At 45.2% G+C, this 25,970-nt stretch carries 28 protein-coding genes and 2 pseudogenes; 13 read left to right on the top strand and 17 right to left on the bottom strand.

Annotation, left to right across the window (positions count from 1 at the left end; translation table 11 throughout):
* Window position 1 precedes the first annotated feature (1 nt).
* The gene (locus ACWP87_RS11815) at window positions 2–319 is read right to left on the bottom strand and encodes a hypothetical protein (protein ID WP_005687442.1); all 318 of its coding nucleotides are present in this window, start codon (window positions 317–319) and stop codon (window positions 2–4) included.
* Between the two features lie 17 nt (window positions 320–336).
* Window positions 337–2,298, bottom strand: coding sequence for a hypothetical protein (locus tag ACWP87_RS11810; RefSeq protein ID WP_015764813.1), 1,962 nt, complete (start codon window positions 2,296–2,298; stop codon window positions 337–339).
* Between the two features lie 483 nt (window positions 2,299–2,781).
* Between ACWP87_RS11810 and ACWP87_RS11805 the strand changes: the two genes are divergently transcribed.
* Window positions 2,782–3,357 (top strand): GNAT family N-acetyltransferase, encoded by a 576-nt coding sequence (locus ACWP87_RS11805; protein WP_005687438.1) that lies wholly within the window; start codon window positions 2,782–2,784, stop codon window positions 3,355–3,357.
* A 172-nt stretch (window positions 3,358–3,529) separates the two neighbouring features.
* Here the strand turns inward: ACWP87_RS11805 and ACWP87_RS11800 are convergent, their stop codons facing one another.
* Window positions 3,530–3,826, bottom strand: coding sequence for a hypothetical protein (locus ACWP87_RS11800; RefSeq protein ID WP_005687436.1), 297 nt, complete (start codon window positions 3,824–3,826; stop codon window positions 3,530–3,532).
* A 190-nt stretch (window positions 3,827–4,016) separates the two neighbouring features.
* On the opposite strand from ACWP87_RS11800, the gene ACWP87_RS11795 reads away from it, so the two are divergent.
* Window positions 4,017–4,994 carry a ring-cleaving dioxygenase gene (locus ACWP87_RS11795; RefSeq protein ID WP_005687434.1) on the top strand — a complete coding sequence of 326 codons (978 nt, stop codon included), beginning with the start codon at window positions 4,017–4,019 and terminating at the stop codon, window positions 4,992–4,994.
* A gap of 164 nt (window positions 4,995–5,158) precedes the next feature.
* On the opposite strand, the pseudogene ACWP87_RS11790 reads toward ACWP87_RS11795, so the two are convergent.
* Window positions 5,159–5,784 (bottom strand): annotated as a pseudogene (locus tag ACWP87_RS11790) (LysR family transcriptional regulator substrate-binding protein).
* Window positions 5,785–5,955: 171 nt separating this feature from the next.
* Window positions 5,956–6,027 (bottom strand): annotated as a pseudogene (locus ACWP87_RS11785) (helix-turn-helix domain-containing protein); the annotation flags it as partial.
* Between the two features lie 176 nt (window positions 6,028–6,203).
* Here ACWP87_RS11785 and ACWP87_RS11780 point away from each other — a divergent pair.
* The 5 genes from ACWP87_RS11780 to ACWP87_RS11760 all read left to right on the top strand — a co-directional run bounded on the left by ACWP87_RS11780 (window position 6,204) and on the right by ACWP87_RS11760 (window position 11,844).
* Window positions 6,204–7,547 (top strand): YeeE/YedE family protein, encoded by a 1,344-nt coding sequence (locus ACWP87_RS11780; RefSeq protein WP_005687429.1) that lies wholly within the window; start codon window positions 6,204–6,206, stop codon window positions 7,545–7,547.
* Entirely contained in the window at window positions 7,540–9,243 is a 1,704-nt protein-coding gene (locus ACWP87_RS11775) for an FAD-dependent oxidoreductase (RefSeq protein WP_005687428.1), read from the top strand. Before ACWP87_RS11780 ends, ACWP87_RS11775 begins: the two co-directional genes overlap by 8 nt.
* A gap of 84 nt (window positions 9,244–9,327) precedes the next feature.
* Window positions 9,328–10,107, top strand: coding sequence for an ABC transporter permease (locus ACWP87_RS11770; protein ID WP_005687427.1), 780 nt, complete (start codon window positions 9,328–9,330; stop codon window positions 10,105–10,107).
* 9 nt (window positions 10,108–10,116) lie between these two features.
* Entirely contained in the window at window positions 10,117–11,103 is a 987-nt protein-coding gene (locus tag ACWP87_RS11765; RefSeq protein ID WP_005687426.1) for a taurine ABC transporter substrate-binding protein, read from the top strand.
* Between the two features lie 9 nt (window positions 11,104–11,112).
* On the top strand, window positions 11,113–11,844 hold the full coding sequence (locus ACWP87_RS11760; protein ID WP_005687425.1) for an ABC transporter ATP-binding protein: 732 nt from the start codon (window positions 11,113–11,115) through the stop codon (window positions 11,842–11,844).
* Window positions 11,845–12,351: 507 nt separating this feature from the next.
* Here ACWP87_RS11760 and ACWP87_RS11755 read toward each other — a convergent pair.
* The 4 genes from ACWP87_RS11755 to ACWP87_RS11740 form a co-directional block, all read right to left on the bottom strand.
* The gene (locus tag ACWP87_RS11755) at window positions 12,352–12,792 is read right to left on the bottom strand and encodes a hypothetical protein (RefSeq protein ID WP_005687424.1); all 441 of its coding nucleotides are present in this window, start codon (window positions 12,790–12,792) and stop codon (window positions 12,352–12,354) included.
* On the bottom strand, window positions 12,770–13,114 hold the full coding sequence (locus ACWP87_RS11750) for a hypothetical protein (protein WP_029943900.1): 345 nt from the start codon (window positions 13,112–13,114) through the stop codon (window positions 12,770–12,772). The genes ACWP87_RS11755 and ACWP87_RS11750 overlap by 23 nt, the downstream gene beginning before the upstream one ends.
* 42 nt (window positions 13,115–13,156) lie before the next feature.
* Window positions 13,157–13,480, bottom strand: coding sequence for a DsrE family protein (locus ACWP87_RS11745; RefSeq protein WP_014568968.1), 324 nt, complete (start codon window positions 13,478–13,480; stop codon window positions 13,157–13,159).
* A gap of 135 nt (window positions 13,481–13,615) precedes the next feature.
* Window positions 13,616–15,073 (bottom strand): NCS2 family permease, encoded by a 1,458-nt coding sequence (locus tag ACWP87_RS11740; protein ID WP_005687419.1) that lies wholly within the window; start codon window positions 15,071–15,073, stop codon window positions 13,616–13,618.
* A gap of 193 nt (window positions 15,074–15,266) precedes the next feature.
* Here ACWP87_RS11740 and ACWP87_RS11735 point away from each other — a divergent pair, with 193 nt between their 5' ends.
* From ACWP87_RS11735 to ACWP87_RS11725, 3 genes are read left to right on the top strand one after another with little or no spacing between them, the layout of a single operon-like run.
* Complete coding sequence (locus tag ACWP87_RS11735) at window positions 15,267–15,617, top strand: YisL family protein (RefSeq protein WP_005687418.1); 351 nt, start codon at window positions 15,267–15,269, stop codon at window positions 15,615–15,617.
* Window positions 15,618–15,658: 41 nt separating this feature from the next.
* Complete coding sequence (locus ACWP87_RS11730) at window positions 15,659–16,027, top strand: DUF1304 domain-containing protein (protein ID WP_005687417.1); 369 nt, start codon at window positions 15,659–15,661, stop codon at window positions 16,025–16,027.
* A 45-nt stretch (window positions 16,028–16,072) separates the two neighbouring features.
* Window positions 16,073–16,369 (top strand): hypothetical protein, encoded by a 297-nt coding sequence (locus ACWP87_RS11725; RefSeq protein WP_005687416.1) that lies wholly within the window; start codon window positions 16,073–16,075, stop codon window positions 16,367–16,369.
* A 72-nt stretch (window positions 16,370–16,441) separates the two neighbouring features.
* Here the strand turns inward: ACWP87_RS11725 and ACWP87_RS11720 are convergent, their stop codons facing one another.
* The 8 genes from ACWP87_RS11720 to ACWP87_RS11685 all read right to left on the bottom strand — a co-directional run bounded on the left by ACWP87_RS11720 (window position 16,442) and on the right by ACWP87_RS11685 (window position 23,313).
* Complete coding sequence (locus tag ACWP87_RS11720) at window positions 16,442–17,179, bottom strand: GntR family transcriptional regulator (protein ID WP_005687415.1); 738 nt, start codon at window positions 17,177–17,179, stop codon at window positions 16,442–16,444.
* A 224-nt stretch (window positions 17,180–17,403) separates the two neighbouring features.
* Window positions 17,404–18,840 carry a 6-phospho-beta-glucosidase gene (locus ACWP87_RS11715; protein WP_005687414.1) on the bottom strand — a complete coding sequence of 479 codons (1,437 nt, stop codon included), beginning with the start codon at window positions 18,838–18,840 and terminating at the stop codon, window positions 17,404–17,406.
* A 45-nt stretch (window positions 18,841–18,885) separates the two neighbouring features.
* Window positions 18,886–20,250: a PTS cellobiose transporter subunit IIC gene (gene celB, locus ACWP87_RS11710; RefSeq protein WP_005687413.1), complete on the bottom strand. Its 1,365-nt coding sequence runs from the start codon at window positions 20,248–20,250 to the stop codon at window positions 18,886–18,888.
* A gap of 22 nt (window positions 20,251–20,272) precedes the next feature.
* The gene (locus ACWP87_RS11705; RefSeq protein ID WP_154241403.1) at window positions 20,273–20,707 is read right to left on the bottom strand and encodes a PTS cellobiose transporter subunit IIC; all 435 of its coding nucleotides are present in this window, start codon (window positions 20,705–20,707) and stop codon (window positions 20,273–20,275) included.
* Window positions 20,708–20,786: 79 nt separating this feature from the next.
* Window positions 20,787–21,110, bottom strand: coding sequence for a PTS lactose/cellobiose transporter subunit IIA (locus ACWP87_RS11700; protein WP_005687411.1), 324 nt, complete (start codon window positions 21,108–21,110; stop codon window positions 20,787–20,789).
* 9 nt (window positions 21,111–21,119) lie between these two features.
* Complete coding sequence (locus ACWP87_RS11695) at window positions 21,120–21,434, bottom strand: PTS sugar transporter subunit IIB (RefSeq protein ID WP_005687410.1); 315 nt, start codon at window positions 21,432–21,434, stop codon at window positions 21,120–21,122.
* A 280-nt stretch (window positions 21,435–21,714) separates the two neighbouring features.
* Window positions 21,715–22,716, bottom strand: a complete 1,002-nt coding sequence (locus tag ACWP87_RS11690; RefSeq protein WP_005687409.1) for a D-2-hydroxyisocaproate dehydrogenase — start codon at window positions 22,714–22,716, stop codon at window positions 21,715–21,717.
* Window positions 22,717–22,821: 105 nt separating this feature from the next.
* The gene (locus ACWP87_RS11685) at window positions 22,822–23,313 is read right to left on the bottom strand and encodes a methylated-DNA--[protein]-cysteine S-methyltransferase (RefSeq protein ID WP_005687408.1); all 492 of its coding nucleotides are present in this window, start codon (window positions 23,311–23,313) and stop codon (window positions 22,822–22,824) included.
* Between the two features lie 203 nt (window positions 23,314–23,516).
* Here ACWP87_RS11685 and ACWP87_RS11680 point away from each other — a divergent pair, with 203 nt between their 5' ends.
* The 3 genes from ACWP87_RS11680 to ACWP87_RS11670 all read left to right on the top strand — a co-directional run bounded on the left by ACWP87_RS11680 (window position 23,517) and on the right by ACWP87_RS11670 (window position 25,888).
* Complete coding sequence (locus tag ACWP87_RS11680; RefSeq protein ID WP_005687407.1) at window positions 23,517–24,191, top strand: response regulator transcription factor; 675 nt, start codon at window positions 23,517–23,519, stop codon at window positions 24,189–24,191.
* A complete protein-coding gene (locus tag ACWP87_RS11675; protein ID WP_005687406.1) occupies window positions 24,188–25,255 on the top strand; it encodes a HAMP domain-containing sensor histidine kinase in 1,068 nt (355 codons plus the stop codon). The genes ACWP87_RS11680 and ACWP87_RS11675 overlap by 4 nt, the downstream gene beginning before the upstream one ends.
* Window positions 25,256–25,381: 126 nt before the next feature.
* Window positions 25,382–25,888 (top strand): hypothetical protein, encoded by a 507-nt coding sequence (locus tag ACWP87_RS11670; protein WP_005687405.1) that lies wholly within the window; start codon window positions 25,382–25,384, stop codon window positions 25,886–25,888.
* Window positions 25,889–25,970 lie beyond the last annotated feature (82 nt).

Raw genomic sequence — 25,970 nt, 5'->3', positions numbered from 1 at the left:
TTTATTCTTCCTCTTTCTTGTTTGTGTTAGATTGTTTTGTCAGCAAAATCAGTAGCATCAGCAACACCAGTAGTAGCCCGATTAAACTCACAAGCAGTGGGGTCATCATTCCCAAGGCTGGTAGCTGGTCTTCTTTGGTTGGTGGTGGTACGTTCACCTGTTGCTTTGGCTTGATCTGTTCTGGTGACGGTTGATTAACCGGCTGCTCAACTTCAAAAAAGCTAATTTCACCGGATGTTTGTGTCTCGACTGCTAGCGCTTGCGATGGTGGACAAGTAAAACCGATTAGCAAAACTACCAGCAGTAGCCACTTTTTCATCACTTGGAACCACCCTCTTAATTGGTCGGCACATCTTGAACTGACCATTCAAACTCACCTGTAAAAGTTCCCAACTTTTGCTTCTCGACTGGCAACACTAACTTGAGCCCACGAGCCTGCTCGTCAGTGGCCTGATTCCACTGACTGCTTAACGACTGCGGTGACGTCATGTCTATCTCTTCTGCCAAAACAGCTTGATCAGAAAGCTGTTGTTCCGTGCCTGAGCGGTTGATGTAGCTTAGACAACTGGTCACATCGAGATTGCCATTTTTAAACGGCTTTATAACTTTGACATAGACTTTGACTGACTTAGCTGCCGCCGTTCGAGTGTCTTCAATAATGAATTCACCATCAACTTTGGGCCTTAGGATCTGGGTCTCCGGCTTGATCAGACGGGGTCCAAAATCAAAATCCGGTACTTGTTTCAAAAGCAGCTGACCGGGTTTTTTAGCTGGTGTGACGACTGGCGGATTCTTAGGGCTTTCGGTGGTGCCTTTAGTTGCATTACGAACCACCTTAAAGCGTGATGCCGCCTGAATCTGGTGTTCCTGCCCTCTCGTCAAAGCAGTTGGGCTGCGTTTGATCCGGGATGGCGTAAATGCCCACGATGATGTATCAGCTTGATCAGTGACCCATTGATCATCGGCATAAATGCCATATCCTTTTGTATCAGTGGAAAAAGGGGCAAATGTTAACGTTGGTTTCGATGCTGACAACCCGGTTGGACTGGTTTTACCATGGCTTCCCGAGGTCATCAGCAATTCGTCAGCGTTGTCGAGTCGAATCGTCCCACTGCCATTTTTATAGAAATCGCCGTGAGTGTTTTTCAATTCGGCTTTGGCACCCGGCCCTAAATTCAGGCTGGAATTCTTGTTAAAGTTGTTTGCTCCAACTGTTTCGGCTAGAAAACGGCCATTTTTTTGGACATCAATGGTTAAATCGTGGTCATGGTACATTAGCACGCCATCTTTTTTGTCTGTGAGCTTAACGTCTAAGACCGCGCCTTCCCCAACTGTTATGCGATTCTTGTGCAACGCCCCGCCATCTGAATAAACCAGTGCATTGGCGCTAACCACTTTGAGTCGCGCCCGATTTTTCAGGGTTAGGTTCAGCGGGCCGGTTGATGGCCAGAAAGTACCGATTAGCTCTGTATTTTCCATATTAATCGTGGTATCCGAATCTTCTTCAAAAAGAAAGTTAGTCGCTTCAGCAAATTCCTGAACTAAAACCGATCCAGCAATTTTAGTGGTATGAAATGAATTTTTCCCTCTGAAGACGATTTGGTTGCTTGCGTTGCGAATGTGGAACGGCTGGGCCCCGCGATCAGAATAGTAATCAACATTTTCGACAATAATCTTACTGTTCTTAATGAGGTTCTCCGCTGGTGCAATGCCGTAATAATTGTTGGCAGAGTTCTTGACGCGCGGATCACCGATTTTCAGATTCTTGAACGTGATACTGATATTACTGGCGGCAAAGTACAAACCGACATGCCAGTTTTCGCCACCGTTGTACATATAAGTGTATTTGTGATCACCATCAATCACGAGTGAATGCTTGACCGGAATCGCCGCGCGACCGATGTTAATGTCAGCAGTCAAGCGGATATACGTTTCGCCTCGCCGTACCGCTTCGGCTAATGCTTTGGCGGTTTGAACCAAGCACGGTTGCGGTTGATTACTTGACTCTGGCGAAGTGGCCCGCTTGGATCGTTTCAGCGTGGTTGATTCGGCTGGCGTTGTGGTGCTGGTTGGTTGCTGTTTCTTGCCGACCACTGCTGGCACCGATGCCTGCGTTGCCGCTGATTCACTTGCAGCCGATGCCGCGCTCGGTGTTTGTAAACTTTCGCGACTAGCTACCGATGACGAGCTGGTTGCTACTGATGGCTGACCAGATGTTGTCGGTTGACTCGCCAGCGCCGATTCAACTTGTTGCCCCACGTTTAACCCAACCGGTTGTAGCAGCATTAACCCCGACATGAGCCAAAAAAAAGCTGTTTCAAATTACTCACCCCCTTTGCGATGTTTATGATTATATAAGCTAAAACTATATGTTGTCATTTTCAGTTTTTATTTGCCTGCTAAAAAAATAAAAAAATCCTTTTTAAGACGGTAAACAAACCGCGTCCATACAGGCCAAGAAAGCCCGCTATTAGTTGAAAATCTCCAAGTTTTCGCTACCACATCTTGATAACATACGTCTGCTCAAGTGTTTTTTAATTAAGATCGGGACTTGACTTTAGCCTTTTGGTCCGTACCAAATTGCGAATGGTTTTCAAATCAGTGTATTGGCGGTTTTTATGTTAAGCTAACTCCAGCAAGTGTTCTCAGTCCCAAACGCCTAAGCAGGAAACGATGAGTACCATGACCTAGATGCGTCACGATACTGGAAGTTGCAACTCACACGCCTGCTTTAAATTGGGCTGACGCATACTTAACATCATGTTTACGGAGGCTCCTATCATGCAAAGCTTTGAAAAATACCATCCGATTATGTCCGTCCATTACACCATGGATTGGCTGACAACCTTTAAGATCAAAGACATTTTCCAGTTGCGCGCCGACCGCCAAGTTGCTGCCGAATCCGGACGCGAATTTGATCAAAAAATTACAGACACTGCCCGCTACATTAACCGTTCGATGCGGCTGGTAATGAGCAACAACGCCTTACTTTATGGCATCATGGATCGCGCCAGCCACGAATTCCTTGGCAGTTTCTGTATCTGGAATTTCAGCCAAAAGAAAACCGTGGCGCAAGTACGCTTTGAAACGCTTGCCAGCCATCAAGGCGAAGGCATTATGAGTGAAGTGATCAAACGGATGCTGGGCTTTGCCTTTTTTGAGCTTGGGTTGAAGCGGGTTTATGTCATCTTGCCTGCGACCAATGAACGCGGCGCCAAGTTATTGACCACCAACTTCTTTACCAAAGTCGGCGATTATCATCATGACCGGACCTTACCAGACGGCAGCAAAGTTCCACTGGTTCGCTATGAATTGACCGCCGAAGATGTTGCGGATAAGGAAGACTTCCATTTTTAGACCGGCCGACTTATAGGTGACCCCTACTCATACCCAAACAAAATAGGCCCCTGAGAAAACACAGCTTAACCGTGTTATCTCAGGGGCCTATTTTCAAATGCGATTAAAATACGTCATGGTTTCGGTGTTACCGGATCCGCTAACTGACAGCGTGGTAGCCAAATAACTTTGATTAAGCCACTTGCAACGGGAATCGATTGAACATCATGATCAAATAACCAGCCAAAGCAGGAATCGCAATTGCCGTACCAATGAACCGGCTAAAACCGCGCGATGCTCCTAGCAAACGAAGGCCCTCAACAATGGCATCCATAAGGAAAAAGGCCCCAGCAATTGCCGCAAACAAAGCGCCGGTCATGACCCCAAAACTGAACATCACGATGCTCGCCGCGATGGCCACAATCGCAATCAAAACTTCAAGCTGCATTAACCGTTTATACTCATCCGGATTATCCTGAAAATTGAACATCGCCATGCGCTCCTTTTTGCCATCCACTTATATGATTGAAATGAGCATATCACGCGATCGCCCAGCAACTTGGCCGAAAACGGGCATTTTGATAAGACCTTAATGATTTTAACCAAAACGCAAAGCTTGTTTTTCAAGGTGAGCCATGTTATCTTTTACTTACTAAATGTAAGCAAGAGAGGGATACGAAATGGCTAATCAACTCACCGGTCTTCATCATCTAACCGCAATTACATCGAGCTCACCACGAATTTTTCGGTTCATGAGTGGTATTTTAGGCTTGCACCTGATTAAAAAAACCGTCAATCAAGACGATGTTCGTACCTATCACCTTTATTTCACCGATGACATGGGAACTGCGGGAACGGATATTACTTTCTTTGATTTTCCCGGCATTCAAAAAGCACAACACGGCAACAACGAAATCGCCCGCACTAGTTTTCGGGTCCCTTCTGATGCTGCATTAACGTATTGGATCAAACGATTTGATGATCACCGCGTGCGCCATGATGCGATTGACGAACTATTTGGCGCCAAGATTCTCCGTTTTCATGATTTTGATGGCCAGCAATATCAGCTGATCAGTGACGAACACAATGAAGGCGTGCCAGCGGGAACCCCTTGGCGACATTCGACGGTTGACCCACAATTTGCAATCGGCGGTCTTGGTCCTGAGTACATCACGACTGATCACTATGATGAGTTAATCAGTGTCATGACCGATCTGCTCGGCTTTAAACAAATCGCCAAGGACGGTCAACACACCTTGCTTGAACTGAACAACGGCGGCCACGGTGCGCAAGTCATCATCGATTATCAGCGGTTGATACCCGCAGCTTATCAAGGCTTTGGTGGCGTCCACCACCTTGCCTTCCGCACTGACGACCGTGATAGCCTGCAATACTGGATTGAGAAAATCGGGAATGCTGGTTTGAATTCTTCTGGCTTTGTGGATCGCTTCTACTTTGCTTCAGAGTACTTCCGACCAATTTCCGACATCCTTTTTGAAATCGCCACGGATGGCCCTGGCTTCCTACTTGACGAGACTTACGAAGAAGCCGGCGTGCATTTGGAACTGCCACCGTTCTTGGAAGACCAGCGTGAAGCAATCGAGCGGCAGTTGGTTCCGTTTAATACAGAACCGCTGCAGGCCGTGGAGAAATCTTAGATCACCACGCGCATTCCCGCTCCTCCAATTATGTCAGAACTCGAAAGAAGCACTCGCGAATATTTTGATCGTGGGTGCTTTTTGCGTGGTTTTCATTGAACTAATCTAACAGCAGCGCTTGAAATCTGCTTTTCCAGCGCTTCTCAGACGGTAGCGATCACACTTTAATCCTGACAAAGTTCCTGAAGCAACGTCGGTAACTCTGTTTCATCAATTAACTGTTGTACTTTGCTCGCCAGTCCGGAATCCCTGCGATATGCAAGAACAATCTTAACGGACAATTGCTCCATGGGTACCTTGATAATATTACATTGAGACGCATCAAACTGGCGGCGAAGACAGTATTGCGGCACAAATGTGCATCCCAAGCCCTGATACGCAAGATTAGCGGCAGTTTGAATGAACCGCACGTTAAAAGCCGTCCTTGGATGAATCTTTTGTTCGTCAAAAAGACACTTAGCTGTCTCATGAATCCCGAACCTGAATCCAACGTGATATATGCTAGTTGATCGAATTGAGCAGCTTTGACCGGCAGCGTCAAAATTTCCCGTCGGCCGGGTGTGAAAAGCGATGAACTGTCATTGACTAATAAATAAACTGGCAGTTCACAAACCGGATAATAAGTAATTTCATTCGAAAAAATCGGCATTAATCGCAATTGCGCGTCAATTCGCCCCGATAACAGTAAATCGCCCAATTCGCTGGAAATACCTTCAGTAAACGCAATCTGACTTTCTGGATGAACCTGATGATATCGATACAGTAGCGGGGGTGCCACAATTGTCGACATTGACTGATTAATGCCTAACCGTAAGTGGCTGACATCTGCCATTTTTTCTAAATCATGCATCAGCTTATTATATTGATTATTTAATTGTTCCAAGGTGCGAACATATTGCACGCCAATCGCAGTTAAGGCGATTGGTCGTTTATCGCGATCCAGCAAGCGATAACCCAAGCGACGTTCATGTTCACTAATGGTCCTGCTCAAGTATGGCTGCGAAATATACAAGCGCTTCGCTGCCGCCGTCACGCTGCCAGTTGAAATAATCGTTCGCAAGTAGGTAAGAAACTGTGTTGTGTCCTTCACTAAATCATCCCCCAAAATAACGCCATACCCTACAGGTTATATTAAAGGACCTGAATAAGTATTTCAATTAAATTGTGAAATAATATACATTTTAATTGTAAAAAGATCGGGGGGTTTCCATGATATCAAAAGGGTTCGATCGCTATGGGCTGAATAAACATCAACCATTTATCGGCCTGATTGTGCTGATATTAACAGGTGTGTGGGCTATTTTTCTACAACGATCATCAGCTTCACTGCCAATAGCCTTATTTGCCGGCCTAATGATCGGTTATATACTGACACGTTCCAGATTCGGTTTTGCCGGCGGCGTCAAGCGTATCTTTTATCGTGGCGAAAGCAGTTTAACGGTGGCGCTACTAGTGATGCTTTTGACCACAGCACTCATCAACTTTGGCATTCAGTGGTTTGCTGCTAGTAAAGGTGCAGTACCCGCTTGGGAGATTACCAATGCCAATCAAGCGCTGATCCCTGGCACCCAAAACGTTCGAATCGGAAATATTTCCGTCATGCTGGGAGCTTTTCTCTTCGGAATGGGCATGATCATGGCTGGCGGTTGCGCTTCCGGAACCTTATCCGATTTTGGTGAAGGTGAGGGTCATGCCTGGATTGCCTTCCCATTCTTCATTCTTTTTGCCGCACCAGGGCAATACTTCGGTTACGTGCTTGACAATACTGCCATTGGCAAAATTGGAATTAACGTGTGGCTACCCCAATATATTGGTTATTGGGGCGCCATCCTTCTCACGATTGCGCTACTATTTGGGCTTTATATGCTAACGAAGTCCTATGAGAACAAGAAAAAAGCGTCCGGTGCCTGGTTACATCCCCAATCGGATTGGGCTGACTACGAAAAGCCGCTGCCTGTCAACGACACCGCGCCTCTCAAATGGCTTTCATGGGAAACGTATCACAAATTATTCATTGAGCGCTGGTCATTTTTGGCTGGAGGAATTGGACTCACACTTGCTGCCAGCTTCATTATGATTACCACTAATAAAGCATGGGGCGTCACCACCCCATTTGTCACACTGGATCAAAAATTCCTGCAGTTGTTCGGGATGCATTTCACTTCACCGGCTTTTGACGAAACCGCAAAGGCCATGAGCGGTCCCCTGTGGGCAGACGGCGGAACTGTTCGCAACATTGGTATTGTTGCTGGGGCACTCATCGCTTTCTTGCTGGCAGGTCGGTTCAAAGCCAATCTCAAAATGTCGTTGGCAGATTTTAGCGGCTATGCTCTTGGTGGTGCACTCATGGGTCTAGGCTCTCGAATGGCACGCGGCTGCAACATTGGCGCGCTTTACTCATCTATCACCAACTTTTCGTTACACGGTTATATCTTTATGCTTTTCTTGATCTTAGGGGCTGCTTTTGCTATCAAACTATTCCAAGGTAAATTAGCGCTTTGCCCAACCTATCTACCAAATAAACTTCTCAAGGAGGATATGCAACATGAGTAAAAAGATTATTGTTATCGGTGGCGTCGCCGGTGGTGCATCTGTCGCGGCACGCGCACGTAGATTGGATGAATCTGCACAAATTACGATGTATGAAAAGGGCCCGAATGTCTCATTTTCAAATTGTGCGCTGCCCTATCACCTATCTGGCATGATTCCGGACGCGGAAAGTATCGTTTTGATGGATTCTGAACAATTTAAGCAACAATATAATATTGATGCGATCGTCAATCATGAGGTAACAGCCATTCACGCTGAGACACAAACGGTGACCGTCAAGGATGTTCGTACTGGGGAAGTGACAACCGATTCATATGATGATCTTTTCCTGTCCCCAGGCGCCGTACCGATTCTGCCGCGATCCATTCACGGCATTCAGAACACCAATGTCTTCACAATTCGCAATGTTGACGACATTAAAGCCTTGGCTACTGCGCTTAAAGATCGCAAAGCAACTAATGTTTCCGTCATCGGCGGCGGTTTTATCGGCATTGAAGCGGCAGAAAATCTGGTTAAAGGTGGTTACCATGTCAATTTAATCGAAGGCGCGGACCACATTCTGGCCACCATTGATCAAGATATGGCACAACTTGTCCAAAAAACAATGCTCGATAACGATGTTCGGTTAATCGTTCACGACACATTAACAGCAATTGAGAATGACCACATTACTTTAGCTTCTGGTAAGGAATTACCGACAGATATCGTCATCATGGCGATTGGCGTTAAAGCGGATACGGAGTTGGCTCAACAAAGCGGGATCAAGTTGGGCAAAACCGGCAATATTCAAGTTAATCAAGCCTTTCAAACAAATTTGCCGCATGTTTATGCTGTGGGTGATGCCATTGAAGTTTATCAACGTCTCTTACGGCAACCAACACGCCTCAATCTAGCCTTCCCAGCACAACTACAGGCGCGGCAAGCCGTCGATCATGCCTTCGGTCGTCAAATCCGCAATCGTGGCGTGATTGGATCCCAGTGTTTGCCAGTCTTCAACATGAATGTGGCTTCCACCGGTTTAACTGCCCGCCAATGCCAAGATGCCAAAATTGACTATCGGGAAGCCCTTGTGATCCCTAAAGATAAAGTGGCACTTATACCGGGCGCTAAACCGCTCTATCTGAAATTGATCTTCGCGTATCCATCAGGTGAAATTCTCGGCGCACAAGCTATCGGTGAAAGCGGTGTTGATAAGCAGATTGATATTATTGCTACCGCCATCACCAATCACAATTATGTTGAGGATCTTGAGACCTTGGAACTATGCTATCAACCAACTTTTAGCACCGCAAAGAATGCAGTGAATATGGCTGGACTGGTGGCCACGAATATCTTAAACGGCGAATTTAAACAAATCATGGTTTCACAAGTTCGTCCGTTAGTCGAAGCTGGCGCGATGCTGATTGACGTGCGGGAGCCTGATGAATTTGCAGAAGGTCACATCATCTCTGCCAAAAACATTCCGATGAGTCGTTTTCGCGAACATCTTGATGAGATTCCCAGAGACCAACCGGTTTATATCCATTGCTTGAGTGGTCAAAGAAGTTACAACGTTGCCCGAGCGCTTGGCAATAAAGGTTACCATAATATTTACAACATTGCGGGTTCCTTCTTGGATCTCTGTGAATTCGAATATTTCGAAGACACGACTCAGAATCGGAAACCAATTGTGACGAACTATCGCTTCGACCTGCTCTAGGTTTTTAGATCAACCACAAATGTCTAGGCCTGGGTGGTCTAGACATTTGTGGTTTTCAGCCTTTTGCCAACGGAGGATCCCATCATGACCATCAAACATCGACTATCCCGCCATTTTGGGTGGCTATTGATACCAGCAGTTATCTTGAGCCTATGGTGGCTTGCCACGCGGCTTCATTTAGTGTCCCCAGTTCTTTTGCCTTCGCCGGGACGAGTTTGGCTAGCAGCGGTGAATCTCTTGCAGTTCGGATACAATGGGACGCCTTTTTGGGAACATTATTTACTAACATTGAGACGGGTAACAGTTGCAGTTGTCCTAGCCGTCATGAGCGGCACACCACTTGGCTTACTAAGCGCTTATCATGTGAAAACCGGGCAGTTTATCGACCCGATCATTCAGTTTCTTCGCCCGATTCCGCCATTGGCATACTATACCTTACTTATTTTATGGCTTGGCATTGGTGAATCTTCAAAAATCTTACTCTTGTTTCTCGCTGCACTACCACCTATTTACTTAGCCGCATACGATGCAGTGTCAAGTATTAATCTTGACTATCGGCATAATGCCGCCTCGCTAGGCGCTAATTCTCGGCAAATCTTTACCCGTATCGTATTTCCAGCCGCACTGCCCGGTATTATGACCGGTATCCGTTCTGCTGTCGGGATGGCTTATACAACGATTGTATCAGCTGAAATGATCGCCTCAACCAGTGGCATTGGGTGGATGGTCATCGACGCTTCGCATTATCTTAAAAGTGATGTCATGATAGTCGATATCATTGTCATGGGCCTTACCGGCGTGTTACTAGACTGGTTACTCAAGCGATTCGGTCAGCATTTCATCAAATGGCAAGGAAGGAGTTGACTGGGCATCATGACAAACCATCATCGCCTATGGCTGTGGGTGTTGCTTCTCATCTGCTCCTTGCTTGGGCTCAGCAGTTGTCACGCCACACCTACATCAGCGGGGACCATTAAAATCGGCGTCCTTCGGGTTCCTAACGATGTGGCCGTGGCCCGTCAGCGTCACCTACTGCAGAAAGCCTGTCAAGCAAAAGGGCTAACCGTTCAGTTCATTGCCTTCGACTCTGGGGTAGATGCCAACAAAGCCTTGATCGCCAATGATGTTCAGTTGGCAACCATGGGGCACACCAATGCCGTGGTTGCACTGGCTGCCGGTATTTCCGCTAAACTAGTGTGGATTAACGACATCATCGGCAGTAACGAGGCCTTGGTAATTCGCCAAAAAGCCGGAATCGACACATGGGGACAACTCAAGCATAAGAAAATCGCGACCCCGTTTGCCTCAACATCGCATTATAGCTTGATGATGCTACTCCAGCAGCACCACTTAACCAATCAGGTTGAGGTGCTTGACATGCAAACACCAGAAATCGTGGCGGCTTGGCAGCGTGGTGATATTGATGGTGCTTATACTTGGGAACCCAGCCTCTCGGCATTATTGGGCAACAAACAGCTGATTGATAGTCGTCAAATGGCGCAAACCGGTCACCTAACCGCCAATGTGACCCTAGCAACAGATGCTTTCATAAGAACACAGCCAGATGTGCTTCGAACGTTATTGGCAACTTTAAACAAGATCCACAGCCAGTATCAAGATCTTCCTCAAAGCATCTATCGAACGGCCGCCAAGAGCCTTTCGCTACCGGTTGCCACCGTTAAGAAACAGATTGGCACCTCTCAATGGCTATCCGATCAATCCCAACGAACATTTATGACGCGACAATTTCGCGCGCAATTTTTCGAAACGGCACAATTTATGTGGCGCCAACAAACATTAACCAAACCAGTGAGTCAAAAAGACTGCGATCGTTTCATTACACCGCGATATCTCAACTAGGGGGCAATCATGTCATTACTGACACTTGATCATGTAGCTTATTGTTACCAAAATGAGCGCTTACCAACTGTCCACAATATTAACTTAAACATTGCATCAAATTCGACCACCGTCATTGTCGGTCCTTCCGGCATTGGTAAAACGACCTTGCTAAATCTGATTGCCGGCTACCTGCCACCTAGTCAAGGAACCTTAACCATGAACGGCATCCCTATCGCAGGCCCGTCATGGGAACGCGGTGTCGTCTTTCAATCAATGGCACTTTATCCGTGGTTAAATGTCCGCGACAATATTCTATTCGGTCCTAAAATGCGTTACCAATCAGCTGACAATCTACCAGCTCTCCTTGACCGCGCCGGACTGCGCCATTTCGCCAATCAGCCTATCTATGACCTTTCCGGCGGCCTAAAACAACGAGTTGCTCTCGCCCGCGCCTTTATTAACCAGCCACCCTTACTCATGCTAGATGAATCATTTAGTGCACTGGACAATCACACTCGTGCCGATATGCACGCCCTGTTGTTTGACTTATGGCAGGCAACTCAAAATGCTGTGATAATCATTACGCATGATCTTGACGAAGCGTTGTTTCTCGGCCAGCGGATCGTTGTGATGAACGGGCACCCCGGCATCATCAAAGCCACCTACAAAAATCCTTTCTTCCAACTAGCACCAGATGTTGCCTATGCCGACCCTGCTTACGCAAATCTGCGTCAGGAATTGTTGAATGGGATTAGCTAACTGGGATCGTTAGCAAACTAGTCTTGTATTCACAAAAGTTCAAGCCAACTGTTTACGATAAGAAAAGGCTAAAAAACCAACGGCTTCAGTATTCCTTAAAGCATAAGGGTTATCGAAGCCGTTTTAAGTGTACCTTGCAATTGAACGTTTGCGGCCTAATGGCGGGTCATTTTTTATTAACAAGAAAACAAGCATCGTCACCATGAACTTTTTCAGTTCTCAGCGGCGGCGCTTGTTATTTGAAACTACTTATAGCGCAATCTCAATTTTCTAAAAATGAGGTAGATTTTTTGTTTAGGACCTATGCAGTCTCATCAAAAAGTCTCTTCTAAACCACTCTCCTTGATCATTTCATGTGGTATTCAATCATGCCCCCCAAACACTTGGGACAAATAACTTTAACCTATCCAAGTCCGGAATCTTAAAATAAGACTACCAGCAAACCATGCAACTATCCTATCTGAGATCTACGTTAGATACTCAGTAACGAACTAAATCATTATTACGCTATTCTTTTCGTAATTTTGGCCATACGATTTTGAAGACTTGTCTTGAACTTGTATTAGACGCGGTGACATATTGAATCGTGTTCTTATTCACCTTGCGATAGAGAAAGCTCCCTTTCTCATAAACCTCGAACATGTATGTTGTTTCTCCATACGTGCTCTTTTGGGCAAAGACTTGGAGAGTCTGTCCATGACTAACAATACGCATTGTTGAGTAACCAGCATATTGATGTGTCTGTAAGAAGAGAGCTGCCATAACCAATGTAAATGCTACCTTGGGCCAAAAGCTGTGCTCATCTGAAAAAGCCCCCACAAACAACAGGATAATCCCTAGAACAAGTAATCCTATACCCTGCCATGTACACAACAAAGTTTGGTTTGCAAGTACAAGAATCAAAAACAAAGCACCTATTCCAATTTTATGATCGCTCCATATGTCCATCAATTAATTCCTTAAATGCCTTTGCGATACCAGCTGAGTCATAGGTTAAATCAGGAATTCTAAATTTCACAGCAAAGAGTGTTCTGGCAGCAGCCATTGCAGAATTACCACCTGTCAAATACTCGACTGTCGTTCCAGGCAATGTGTCCAAGGAACCTCTGAAACGAGTACCTACAAAATCAGCAAAGCGTGTGTAAATACGTTGACTTTTATAGTAGGATTCTAGTTTATTTACAAGTCCAGTTCCAGCACCGGTTGAAAAGCACATAGAACAATAGTCTTTTTCATCGTGAAATTCCTCCGCGTTCCTATAAGGTTGCAAAAATCCCCTCACGATTTTAACGACCCTATCAGCCTTTATTGATTACGGCTTAATATACCCATATCCAGCCGCTTCCGCTTGTGCCAGTTTAACCACACCAACTGGCACGACTTGAACGGTTGCCGGTAATTGCCGTTCGTCTAAATGACGCTGCTGAAGTGAATTGTGGCAAGCAAAGAATTTTACCTGTGGGTGCGCCGCAATGAACTCCGTCACTTGCGCGTCAAAGTAAACGGTGATGCCGTCTCCATTCACCAGTACTTCGATGTCAGTGTCGGGTTCAGCGCCTAGATAATTGTTGAGATTTGAAGCCAAGTGCGCCCAGCGTTGGGTTGTGTCCAAATGAAAAATTGTTTTTAAAGCCATTGTCTATCACCTCAGCATGAGGATACTACAAGTCACCCAACTAAAAAAGAAGCCGAAGCAGCTCGCCTTACTTATTCACTCAGTAAGTAACGGTGGCTGTTTCGGCTTCTTTTAAAAGTCTATTTAAGCTTTGGATTAAAGTGATGCCAAGATGACAAAGTTCAAGATGAAGCCAATTGTCACAATGGCTAAGACCGGATGGATTTCCTTCACCTTGCCCGTGATCAGCTTGATCAGGCAGTAGAAGATGAAGCCCGCGGCGATCCCATATGAGATGTTGTAAACAAAGCCCATCACAATTGATGCCATGAAGGCCGGGATCGCTTGGGACAAGTCATCCCATTCAATTTCCTTAAAGGTGCTCATCATCATGATACCAACTAAGATCAAAGCTGGTGCCAGTGCTTGGGTCGGCACAATGGCGATGAATGGCGCAAAGACTGAACTGAGCAGGAACATACCGGCAACGACAACGGAAGTCAAACCGGTTCGGCCACCAGCACCGATCCCAGCGGCACTTTCAACATAAGTGGTGACGTTACTGGTACCAAAGATAGAACCAACCCCGGTCGCGATGGAATCAGCAAACAACGCCCGATCCATTTTGGATGAGAAACCTGATCCTTGTTCCAACGCCTGTTCGTCAGCGTCCGAGAAAATACCCGTGCGTCGGCCGGTTCCGATAAAGGTGCCCAACGTGTCAAAAATATCCGAGAAACTAAAGGCAAAAATCGTCATGATTGAAAGGACGATTTTATCTGGATTGGCGAACAATGACCCCATCCCTTTAGCAGAAAAAGCAGCGCCAAAAGTTGTCTGTAGTGAGGCAAATGTGCTTCCAAACGAGTTGGCGGCACTGAGATGTAAATCTGTCACGCCCATCGGAATCCCGATAATCGTGGTTAATAAGATCCCGATCAAAATAGCACCAGGCACCTTTTTAACGTTCAAGATCACCATGATGACCAAACCGATCAAGGCTAACACGGCACCGGCTTGGGTGAAGTTAACCAGCGCCGGAACAATGCCGCCGTTTGAAACCACGGATTCAATCCCGTGCTTGAGGGTCAATGCACCTTCCTTAAGCGGCTGGCCGTTGATGGTATTAATGCTAGATGCTTCGGACGTAAACTGTAAAAAGCCAGCGTTCTTGATCCCGATATAAGCAACGAAAACACCGATCCCGCCGCCAATCGCGTGTTGAATGGCTTCCGGAATCGCAACGATGATCAATTTTCGAATCTTGGTGACCGTAATCAAAATGTTAATGACACCACAGATGAACACCAGTGCCAACGCCTCTTGCCAGCTAAAACCAAGCGCGAAGACAACCGTGTAAGTGAAGAAAGCATTGAGGCCCATGCCCGGTGCCAAAGCGTACGGCACGTTAGCAAACAACCCCATAACCAAAGTACCAACCGCACTGGCAATGATCGTTGCCAAGAACACCGCCTGAGCCGGCATGCCGGTTTGTGACAAAACTTGCGGGTTAACGAATAAAATATATGACATTGCAAAAAATGTTGTAAGCCCCGCCATGACTTCTGTCATCGGCGTGGTCTTATTCTGCTTTAAATGAAAAAAGTTTTCCATGACACGCTCCCCTAACTTGAATATGAAAAGTTTACCGAAGAATGTCGCAACTTGCAATAGAAAATACGTTTATTTTTCAAATAGTTGTGTTTAATGTTCGTGTTTTACTAATTTTCACTGGCTATCGCACGTCTTTTCGGAAAGCGGTATAGTGGGACTAGTACTTTTGATTTCAGAAAAAGGGGGTATTTTTATGTGGCTGTGGTTACATCTGATTTCATGGGCCGTCTTGGCAGTTGCTGCCGGCATTGCGCTTTTTAGTCGTACTCGTCAATTTGTCATGTGGACGATGATTGCGCGGGTTTGTTACCTCGTCTCCATCATCAGCGGCGTGGTCTTAATGCGGTTTGCTTTCAACCGCAATCCCATGTTAACGGTCATCAAGATTCTGATTGCCATTGGCTTGATCGGTTTGCTCGAAATGGCGTTTGCCGACAAAAAGCAGCAGCATCTGAGTAAAATCATCATCTGGAGTGCCATTGCAGCGTTCGTGCTCGTCACGGTTGTCGGCTTTGCACTAGCACAATTTCGACCGTTTATTTAATGTCGATCTGAGCTAATAGATCCCAAGAAAGGATTTTCCCGATGTCACGTATCAGTTTCCTGCTTGTTGGCTTGCTCAGTCTGCTGCATCTCACCATCATGGCTTTAGAAATGTTCGGCAAACCAACGAGTCAGGCGCAAAATCTGGCATTACCGCTTGACTTTGTTAAACAACCGCATGCACAAATGCTGTTGAAGAATCAGGGCATTTACAATGGTGCGCTGGCCGTTGTCATGCTACTAAGTCTTTTGCTGTTAAATGGCCCGAATCAACTGATCACGCTTCGTTTACTAACCGGCTTTGTGGCCATTGTCGGTTTATACGGCGGTGCAACGATGAGTAAGAAAATTTACTTTGTTCAGGCTATTCCCGGCGCTTTTACTTGCTTGACGCTCTTCTTTCCCGAATAATGATACTTACCGACGCCACTCACCATTGACAACGGAGGTATGCTAATGGTTCTGATTTCTTTGCTCCTTGATTTGATTGCATTTGGTAGTTATTTTCTCGTGACCGCCAACCCAAACCCACCGATCTTCTTACTGCTTGCGATTGTGGAGAGTGTCATTGTTGTTCTTTTAATCGGTTTTACTTTTGCTTATCGCGGTCAGCGACACTCCCGGTTTTTTAATGCGTCAACCGGAACGCGGCCGTACACGGTCCGCTTCACGATCATTGTAGTATCTATGCTGGTCAACGCTGCGGCATTATTCACTTATGTTATGGCACTGCTGGGTAACTCGATTTTTTAAAGTAAACATCAAAACGAGACGCCTCGTCAATTTGAGCGCGTCTCGTTTTTAACTTTCGATGTTATATAAAAACTAGTGCATCTTCTTAAGCATAAAGAATTTAGTTTTTCGGAAATCATAAAATATTTTTGAAAACGCAAATAATTTTCCGGAGCTAAGATACGAATCATCACGAACCACTAAACTCGGACTGCCATCTGCTAGGTTAAAAAACCGCGCCGGTGTGCCGGTTATCATTTCACATTCAATGACAGAATCAATGAAACCTACTTTTAGTCCTGGCTTTTGATCGATAAAAGCAAATAACGAACCTTTTAGTGCGCTATCCGGAATTTCGCCTACCATTGATTTCAAGTAATAAGAATGTTCCACTAAAAAAGGCTCGTCGTCCAATGTTCGTTGGCGAATAACTGAAATGAGTTCAGTATCTTGCGCCAACTTCTGGCTCTCAGGTACAAAAGCTGCCTTTGATAATGGCACAATTCGCTGACTAATGCCGGTTGTCTTAACAATTTTGCCTTGCCTTGCCATTTCTGCCGTCAGTCCAACATTATTTTGAAGCGAAATTGCGCCTTCTACATGGTGCGGGCGTGCAAAAGTACCACTGCCATGAGCTTGATAGATATAACCTAGGTTGGCAAGATTCTTCAATGCTTGCCGTAACGTATATCGCGTAACCTGATACTGTTTCATCAACTCCGGCTCAGTTGGAAGTTGCCCATCTGCGCCTTGGATCACGCCTTGTTGAATATCTTTCAGCAGCTGATTCACAAGTTCTTTTGTGCTATAACTGCTTTCCCGTTGTGACAACTTCTCCACTCCTCTATATTCGTCACTCATACTCGTTCGTAAAGTCTTAGCCTGAATTATAACCCCATTTCAATAGATGAACTAGTCAATCCATTTAGTGGCATGTCATATTAAAAGACGATCACCTCAAAGTAGCAATAAAAAAGCCGCAAGAGTAAAAAAATTCTCTTGGGCTTCTTTTTTAGCTTAAACGTGGATCAGTATCACTGTTTATCTAGGCAAGTTCAGGTGAGATCCTCACCATTGCTTTGGATGACCTTATGGAACCAGTCAAAAGAATCCTTCTTACTTCTGGCAAGTGTTCCTTTTCCCTGATCGTCTTTATCAACGTAAATGACGCCATATCGTTTCTCCATCTGGCCGGTTCCGGCAGACACAAGATCAATAATGCCCCAAGGTGTATATCCCATAAGCTTGACCCCATCAACTTCAACAGCCAACTTCATCTGTTCAATATGCTGGCGTAAATAGTCAATGCGATAGTCATCATGGATACTGCCGTTTTCTTCAACTTTATCAAACGCGCCCAGACCATTTTCCACGATGAATAACGGTACATCATAGCGATCACTGAACCAGTTAAGTGCATAACGAAGGCCAACCGGATCAATTTCCCAGCCCCAATCTGAGCGGTGTAATGTCGTATTTTTAATCTCCTGATTGGAACCCAATGTTATGAAATCAGTCGGTTCTTCATCAGCGGCTTTAATAACATGGGACGCATAATATGAAAATCCAATGTAATCAACCTTTCCGGCCAGTAGGACATCGCGATCTTCTAATGTGATGTCCAAATTAAATTGGCGTCGAGCAAAATAGTGTTCTAAAAAGGCCGGATAGTGTCCTTTCACCTGAACATCCGCAAGATAATAATTTGTCTGCATCATTCGTTCAGCTTTAAAAACATCGTTGGGATTAGGAGTCGCGGGATAAACCGGCCCCATTGCAACCATGCAGCCAATCTTAAAGTCGGAGTTGATCGTGTGCCCGATTTGGACAGCTAGTGCGCTGGCTACTGCCTCATAATGAGCCGCTTGAAACATAGCTTGCTCTTTGTTTTCGCCCGGATGAATGATCAATCCTGAATTTGTAAATAACGACCATTCATTAAGCATCCCAACTTGATTATTGATTTCATTAAAGGTCATCCAATATTTAACTTTATCTTTATACCGGTCAAAGACAACCTTAGCGAATTTAACAAAAAAGCCGATAAGTTTACGATTACGCCAGCCACCATAAGCCTGAACCAAATGATAAGGCATTTCAAAATGCGACAACGTAATCACAGGCTCAATATGATGGGCAAGCAAATCATCAAATAAATCATCGTAAAATTGCAAGCCTTTCTCATTCGGTTGTTCCTCATCGCCTTTAGGAAAAATCCGACTCCAGGCAATACTCGTCCGGAAACACTTAAGCCCCAGCTCCGAGAAAAGCTCGACATCATCCTTATAGCGGTGATAAAAATCAATGGCATCGTGGTTCGGATAGTTTTCACCCGGTTGAACGCCATCTGTAATTCGACGTTTGGTTTGATTATCTCCGGCGGTCATAACATCGGCAATGCTGATTCCTTTTCCATCAGCTGACCATCCACCTTCAAATTGATGAGCAGCAACAGCGCCGCCCCATAAAAAATCTTTAGGAAATGCTGACAACTTTTTTCCTCCTTTTAAATCATCTAAATCACCGTTAACAAAACCTTAGGCAGCCGCTTCTTGTGCGCCTTTGGTTTGCTCATCTTGATACAGCTTGCCATCGTAAAACTTAATAAATGGGAACCAGATCAAGAAGGCAACGAATGCGCAAACAAAGGCTAGAACGATTGCCCGCCAGTCTCCCGCCGTGCCAATAAAACCAGACAAACCAAGTGGTGTTGGCCATGCGGGCTGTGCAATCATCGGTTTTACCATGTGTAAGTCAATGGCAAAATATGCAATGGTCATCGAAGCCATTGGTGCTAAGAAGAATGGGATGGCGGTGTATGGGTTGTAAACAACCGGCATCCCGAACAAAATCGGTTCATTAATATTAAAGAAAGCAGGTACGATAGAAGCTTTACCCAAAGCACCAAGCTGAGCAGATTTTGCAAAGAATGCAATGAAGATAACCATGCCTAATGTGGCACCGGAACCACCAATTGTGACAAAACAGTTATTGAATTCACCAGCAAATGGAATATTGGCGCCCTTTTGATTCAGTTGCATGTTGGAAAGTACAATCGGCGTTAAGAAAGAGGTCACAATCGTTGCCCCGTGAATGCCGACAATCCATAAAGCATGCATGATAAAGTACACAACAAGTAATCCTAGCCACGTGCTCGTCAGATTAGTCACAAAGCCAAATGGGATCGCCACAATTTTGTAAATATCGGTATTGAAGATCATCAAGATACCGTTGATTACAATGACAGTTAGTGCAATTGCTGCAGTTGGAATCAATGCCGTAAATGATCGAGAAACTCCTGCTGGTACGGTGTCTGGCATCTTGACAACAATATTCTTCTTAACAAACCATGCGTATAGTTTTACCGCAATAATGGACATGATGATGGCCGTAAAGATGCCAGTAGTTCCTAGACGTGTGACGCCACCGGCAATCGCATATCCGTCAATAATCTTGCTGTCCTTAGTTATCTCGGTGATTAAAGTTGCCGTCCCACCCTTGAAGACCAATTCCGGAACGCACATGAAGAATGCCATCATCGAAAGCAGAGCGCCATTAAGCGGATTCACATCAATCTTCTCTTCCTGTGCTTGAATCCGCGTATACTCATAGCCAAATACTAAACAAAAATAAAGGGACAAGATTCCCATCGTTGCGCCGTTTGCTAACATGTAGAGGTTTGAAATCTTGTCAAATGAGTTCTTCCACAGCCCTGTCAATATTGGAAAACTCTGTGGTAACACATTAATAATCAAGAACATAGAACCGACAATCGTAAACGGAATGGATGCCATCCCTGCTGCCATCACGCCACGCACAATTCTAAACGAGGCCAGCTTCCCCATTGGCCCCATCAGGTGAGCGTTCATAAACTTAAATAGTTTGTTATTACTCGAATCCATAATTTAATCTCCTCGTTTCAACTTATTGAAGACTTTGGGCAAATTGACGTATTCGCTTTAAATAGCGATCACGATTTGTTTCGATTAAATGAACCCGAGCCAAAATATAAAAACAAATACCCAGACCAATTAATAAAACTGTGGTGATCAGCGAAATTCCTTTTTGCCCGAAAAACGGGAAAATGCTTGCCCCATGACCGGTCACAATGACAACCAGTGCCAAAAAGTTACTCAGAAGTTGTCCTGCATATCCGACTTTAGTTACCGGTAGCTTATTATCCCGGCGCCAGTATTTACTAACTTGTTCAACTGCAATCGCTGCGGTCGTGAGGATCAAAGTGAAAGGCCACCACTTTGCAAGTCCTACAGCACTAAAGCTCAAAAAGAACCAGTATAAATTAGCAAAAAAGAAAGCCGCGGTCGTATATCGAATCAATAGATAGCGATTAAAAAACATACTGGTTAGACTCAGCTCTTGGCGGCCTTTGTCATACTTCGACTCGCTCGGTTTTGGCACGACCTTCACACTCCCTTAATTAATTCGACTCCTGTGAAATCTTCCGGTAAAGATCAACGACTTCGCCTGCCAAATCGCGAAAAGTGATGGCATTCATCACATGGTCTTGCCCGTGTACCATTAGTAACGAAACGGGTTGATGATGGCCTTGTGCCTCATCTGTCAACATCCCGGTTTGTGCATTGTGCGCATCGGCCAAGAATTTGTCTGCTTCTTTTAGTTTGGTGTCCGCTGTCTTAAAGTCACCAACTTTTGCGGCTTTAATTGCCTCAAATGCCGATCCCTTTGCATTACCGCCAGCCATGATCAGTTGCATCACCATCAACTGTTGTTTTTCGTCCATGAGAGCCTCCTACTTTTTGTCGATTAAATCGAGCGCCGCTTTAAGGACTTTATCACCCTTCATCAACCCGTAATCCTGCATGTTAATAACTTCGACCGGAATACTCAGATCCTTCTTGAAGTCGCTCTCTAAATACCGCACTTGTGGACCGAGCATTAACACATCCGGATTTTCGGAATCTAATTTGTCGTGGGCATCAGCAGTTGATGTTGCGAAAATTTTTGCATCAACACCTTCTTTGGCAGCCGCATCCTCCATCTTTTTAACTAACATACTGGTTGACATACCAGCAGCACATACAAGCATGATTGTCTTCTTAGCCATAAAAAATTACCTCACTTTGCATTTCGAATAAAGGGTTACATTCCAACTGTAGACGCGCGTCAGATTAAATATTCATTCGAACGACTATTCATTCGAACGACTTTATATTAGCAGATTATCTAGATGTTGTAAACGGTTTCTTTATAAATTGATTTTCCCCTCGTAGCACCATGCTAAGATTCTACGTAAATTTAGGACGAGTTAGTCATAGAATGAATTTTTGCACACAAAAAAGCGCCCCGAAAAACAGAGCGCCTGCTGCTTATTTTTGCAGCTTAAATTATTTCGCCGGTGCTGTCACTTCAGTATTCGTCTTTCCCTTTGTCAAAAAGTCGACTAAATTCTGCAGTGAGAAGTAAACCATGTTGTGCACGGCGGTTTCTGTGTAGTACGCAATATGCGGGCTGAGGACAACATTTGGCATAGCGAGCAGTTCATCCCATAACGGATCCTTGAAGCTACCGTGTTTGGCGAGGTTCAACAGATCTTCGGTTTCATATTCGTACGTATCGATCCCGACGCCAGCCAGTTTACCGGACTTCAGATTGCTGAGCATCGCCTGGGTATCAATCAGATTCGGCCGCGCGGTGTTAACCACAATCACGCCTGGCTTCATAAGATCAAACGCTGCCTCGTTGATAATGTGGGTATTTTGTTTAATGCCCGGAACGTGAAGATCAATGATGTCACTTTGTTTGAATAGTTCTTCCAGGCTGACATATTCAAAGTCCGGATGATCGCCTTTCATCGGATATGGATCGTAAGCAATCACTTTGGCACCAAAACCTTTGAAGAGCTTGATAGCAACGCGACCAATGTGCCCGGTACCCATCACGCCGACTGTTTGCTGACCAAGTTCTTTACCGATGAAGGTGCCGGCTTTTTCGTAGTCGCCTGCCTGTAGCTGTGCTTGAACCTTTCCCATGTTGCGAAGTAGATATAACGTATCGGTTAACGCAAATTCAGCAATGGCAGCCGGTGAATATGCGGGAACATTACTTAAGCGAATGCCATATTTATTCATCGCCGCCATATCGATATTGTCGGTTCCGACATTGCGGATGGTGAGAAACTTGATGCCATATTCGTGCATTTTTTCAAACACACCAGCTGCGTATGGCGTCGTTTGTAGTGAGTTAATGCCGTCAAAGCCTTTTGCCCATTCAACAGTATGCTCATCAAGAAATTCCGTATGATATTCCAGCGTGTTGCCGGTTTCCTTAGCCCACTGCTTGAAATATTGGATCTCATCCACGCGTGCACCATATGCAATAATCTTCATATTCTCAATATCTCCTTGATTTCGATTTGTCCATTCATCAGTATACAAGATTATGCTCGTAAAATAGAACGTTTAACCGCTACCTTTTGAAAAACTTACTACTGATTAAAAGGTTGGATGCTGCCCTTGTTCCAAAGCTAACAATTTGCGTTTCAACGTTAAGCCACCGCGAAACCCGCCTAGTCCGCCATCTGTGCGTAATACGCGGTGACAGGGAATCGCCATCATTAATGGATTCCGCCCGACAGCATTGCCGATTGCCTGAAAAGCACGTGGCCGATCAACTGCTGCGGCAACTTGTTTGTAAGTTCGGGTTTCACCATATGGAATTGTCATCAAATAACGCCATACCGCCACTTGCAGTTTTGTGCCATGAAAGACTAACGGCACCGCGATCTCCCGACTGTCACCGCTTAAATAATCATAAATTGCATTGCGAAAAGGCAACATCTCCTCGCGATCAAATACCAGTGGCCCTTTGATATAACGCGTTGCTTCGCTTAGTTTGGCATCCGGCGATCCGACAAAAGCAAGCTTACCTTGATCAACCACAATCAAGTAATTGTGCTCAGGCATGTTTAGCCATGTATATTGCATAGAAAAATCCTTTCCATTAAAAAATCGCCCACTCAGAAAAAATATTATCGCGAATCTCGTTGCTATCAGTGATGCCAGCCTATCCACCTAATCGCTAAGCCATGACAAATATGTCTGGGATCAGTATACTGTTCAGCAAACAACGACCCATCGACCCGCAGCGTAAAACCCGACTTACACGTACCAAAAAGGAGAGACTTACTTTGGTCAAAATCCTAGTGGTTGAAGATGACCGCAACTTTAACGACCTGATTGCAACCATCTTACGGCAGAATGGTTACACTGTTCAAGGTGCCGAAAATCCACCGGCAGCCTATGATTTACTGCAATCCGAACAATTCGATCTCGTCTTATCAGACATCATGATGCCTCAGGTAGACGGTTATCAATTTGCACAAGAACTGCGCCGAACCGATCCAAGCATCCCCATCCTCTTCATAACGGCGCGAGATGATATTGCGTCCAAAGAAAAGGGTTTTAATAGCGGCATTGATGATTATATGGTTAAGCCGATAAACTTCAATGAATTGCTATTACGAATCAAAGCTTTGTTACGCCGCGCAAAAATTACGGCCGACAACTTGTTGATCGTTGGCAATCTCACTCTCAACAACGAGGCGATTACTGCACAAGTCAATCATCAAACGGTTGATGTCACAGTTCGGGAATTCCAGATCCTTTATAAATTGCTTTCATATCCTGATCACGCTTTTTCCCGAGCTGAACTTATCAACGAGTTCTGGGACCTTGCCAGTGATACCAGCATGCGCGCGGTAGATGTATACATTACAAAACTACGCGAGAAATTCAAAGCAGCAGATGGCTTTACGATCAAGACCATTCATGGATTAGGTTACAAGGCGGTGTTAACCTTATGAAATCAGTAAATGAGCAAGCCGTTCAACCACAAGTAAAGCAACACTTTTCATGGTTTCAATTCTTTGGCTCCTTCTTTACCTTGAGCATTCTAGCAGCCTTACCGGGAATACTTTATGGTAATAATTGGCATCTAGTGTTGACGCCGTTATTAGGCTGGTATCTGCTTTACTGGGCATTGGTCGCTGCCGGCTTCTCCGCATTCACCGCCTGGCAGAAATACCGCGCTTTTGACAAGCCACTTAAAGCTTTGAGCGATGCCGCTGAACAAGTAGCAAATGGTAACTTTGATGTTTATTTACAACCGGTTCATGCACCCCAGAATTACGACTACCTAGACGCGATGTTTGCTAACTTCAATATTATGGTCGCCGAACTGGGCTCCACCGAAACCCTACGTAGTGACTTTGTTGCCAATGTGTCACATGAGTTCAAACGACCGTTGGCAAATATTCAAGGTTATGCCCAAGCATTACAACAGTCAGGGCTTGACCGGAAAACACAGCAACTTTATTTGACCACCATTAGTGATTCGGTCGCCCATTTAGCAACGCTTGTCACGAATATTCTAAAGCTTAACAAACTACAAACCCAAGTCACGGCACCTGATTACCAAAAATTCGATCTCAGTGCGCAACTGACGCGCTGCTTACTGGATGATGCCAATGCGATTGATGCTAAACAGTTACATCTAACAATTGATTTACCCGACTCACTGCCAATTATCAGTAATCCCCAACTCCTCGAGATCGTTTGGCACAATCTAATCGGCAATGCAATTAAATTCGCACCGCCACATGGTCACCTGTCGATTCGCGCAAAAGCTGACGATACCACGCTACGTGTCCATATTCACGACGATGGTCAGGGAATTGACGAAAATACGCAGGCACATATTTTCGATAAGTTTTACCAAGGCGATACATCACATGCAAGTGCAGGAAATGGCCTTGGGCTCGCCATTGTGGCGCAGGTTATTCGCTTGCTTAATGCAAAAATCAGTGTCCAAAGTAACCCTCACCAAGGTACTACCTTCACCGTATCTCTTCCGCAAAGTGAAAATTAACAATTCAGCAACATTTCATGAATAATTCAAAAACACGCCCTCCGTATGCTTAAACCATGAGCAGTCGTTAGCCACCCGAAATCAGCTTGGCAAACGCCTATAACAAGATATGGAGGGTTTCTCTTTATGCAAAAAAACAGTTTTATCGCCTATGAATATTTGACCCAGACGGTTTCTCCCAGTATGCAAGCCACCTATGTAGACGGTTATGCAAACTTCGGCTGGCAATTACAGGAGTCAAAAGAAGGACTGCACGGTGTCACTTTAGCGTTCAAGCGCGATCGCTCCATTACCCATAAAAGCGAACTTAATCGGCTACAGAAGCAATTTGAACAACAAATGGCTCATGTTGTGCGCTTGGAAAAATCGAAACAATCAAGTGCAACCTCACTGAGCCTGTTGATCGGCATCGTTGGCACAGTATTCATGGCTGGCTCGGTTTTTGCCTGGGAGGCCGCATTGATTTTGCTATCGGTTATGTTAGCTATTCCCGGTTTTCTTGCCTGGGGAAGTGCCTATTTTGCTTACCGCTGGTGGCAGGCCCGCCGTTCGGCAAGAATTGATCCTCTGATTGATCAACAACTTGATGCCATTGCCGAGACAAGCAAGGCCGCTTTTTTACTGCTGAACTAATAATGCGCCCTCCAGATTCCTTTTTGATCGTCACACTAATATTCAGATTAGAGGCTAAAAAGAATGAAACAATCTGCACCTA

Source organism: Lacticaseibacillus sp. 22 (assembly GCF_055413445.1).
The sequence above is the reverse complement of the archived record's forward strand: the minus strand, read 5'-3'. Positions and strand labels throughout refer to the sequence as shown.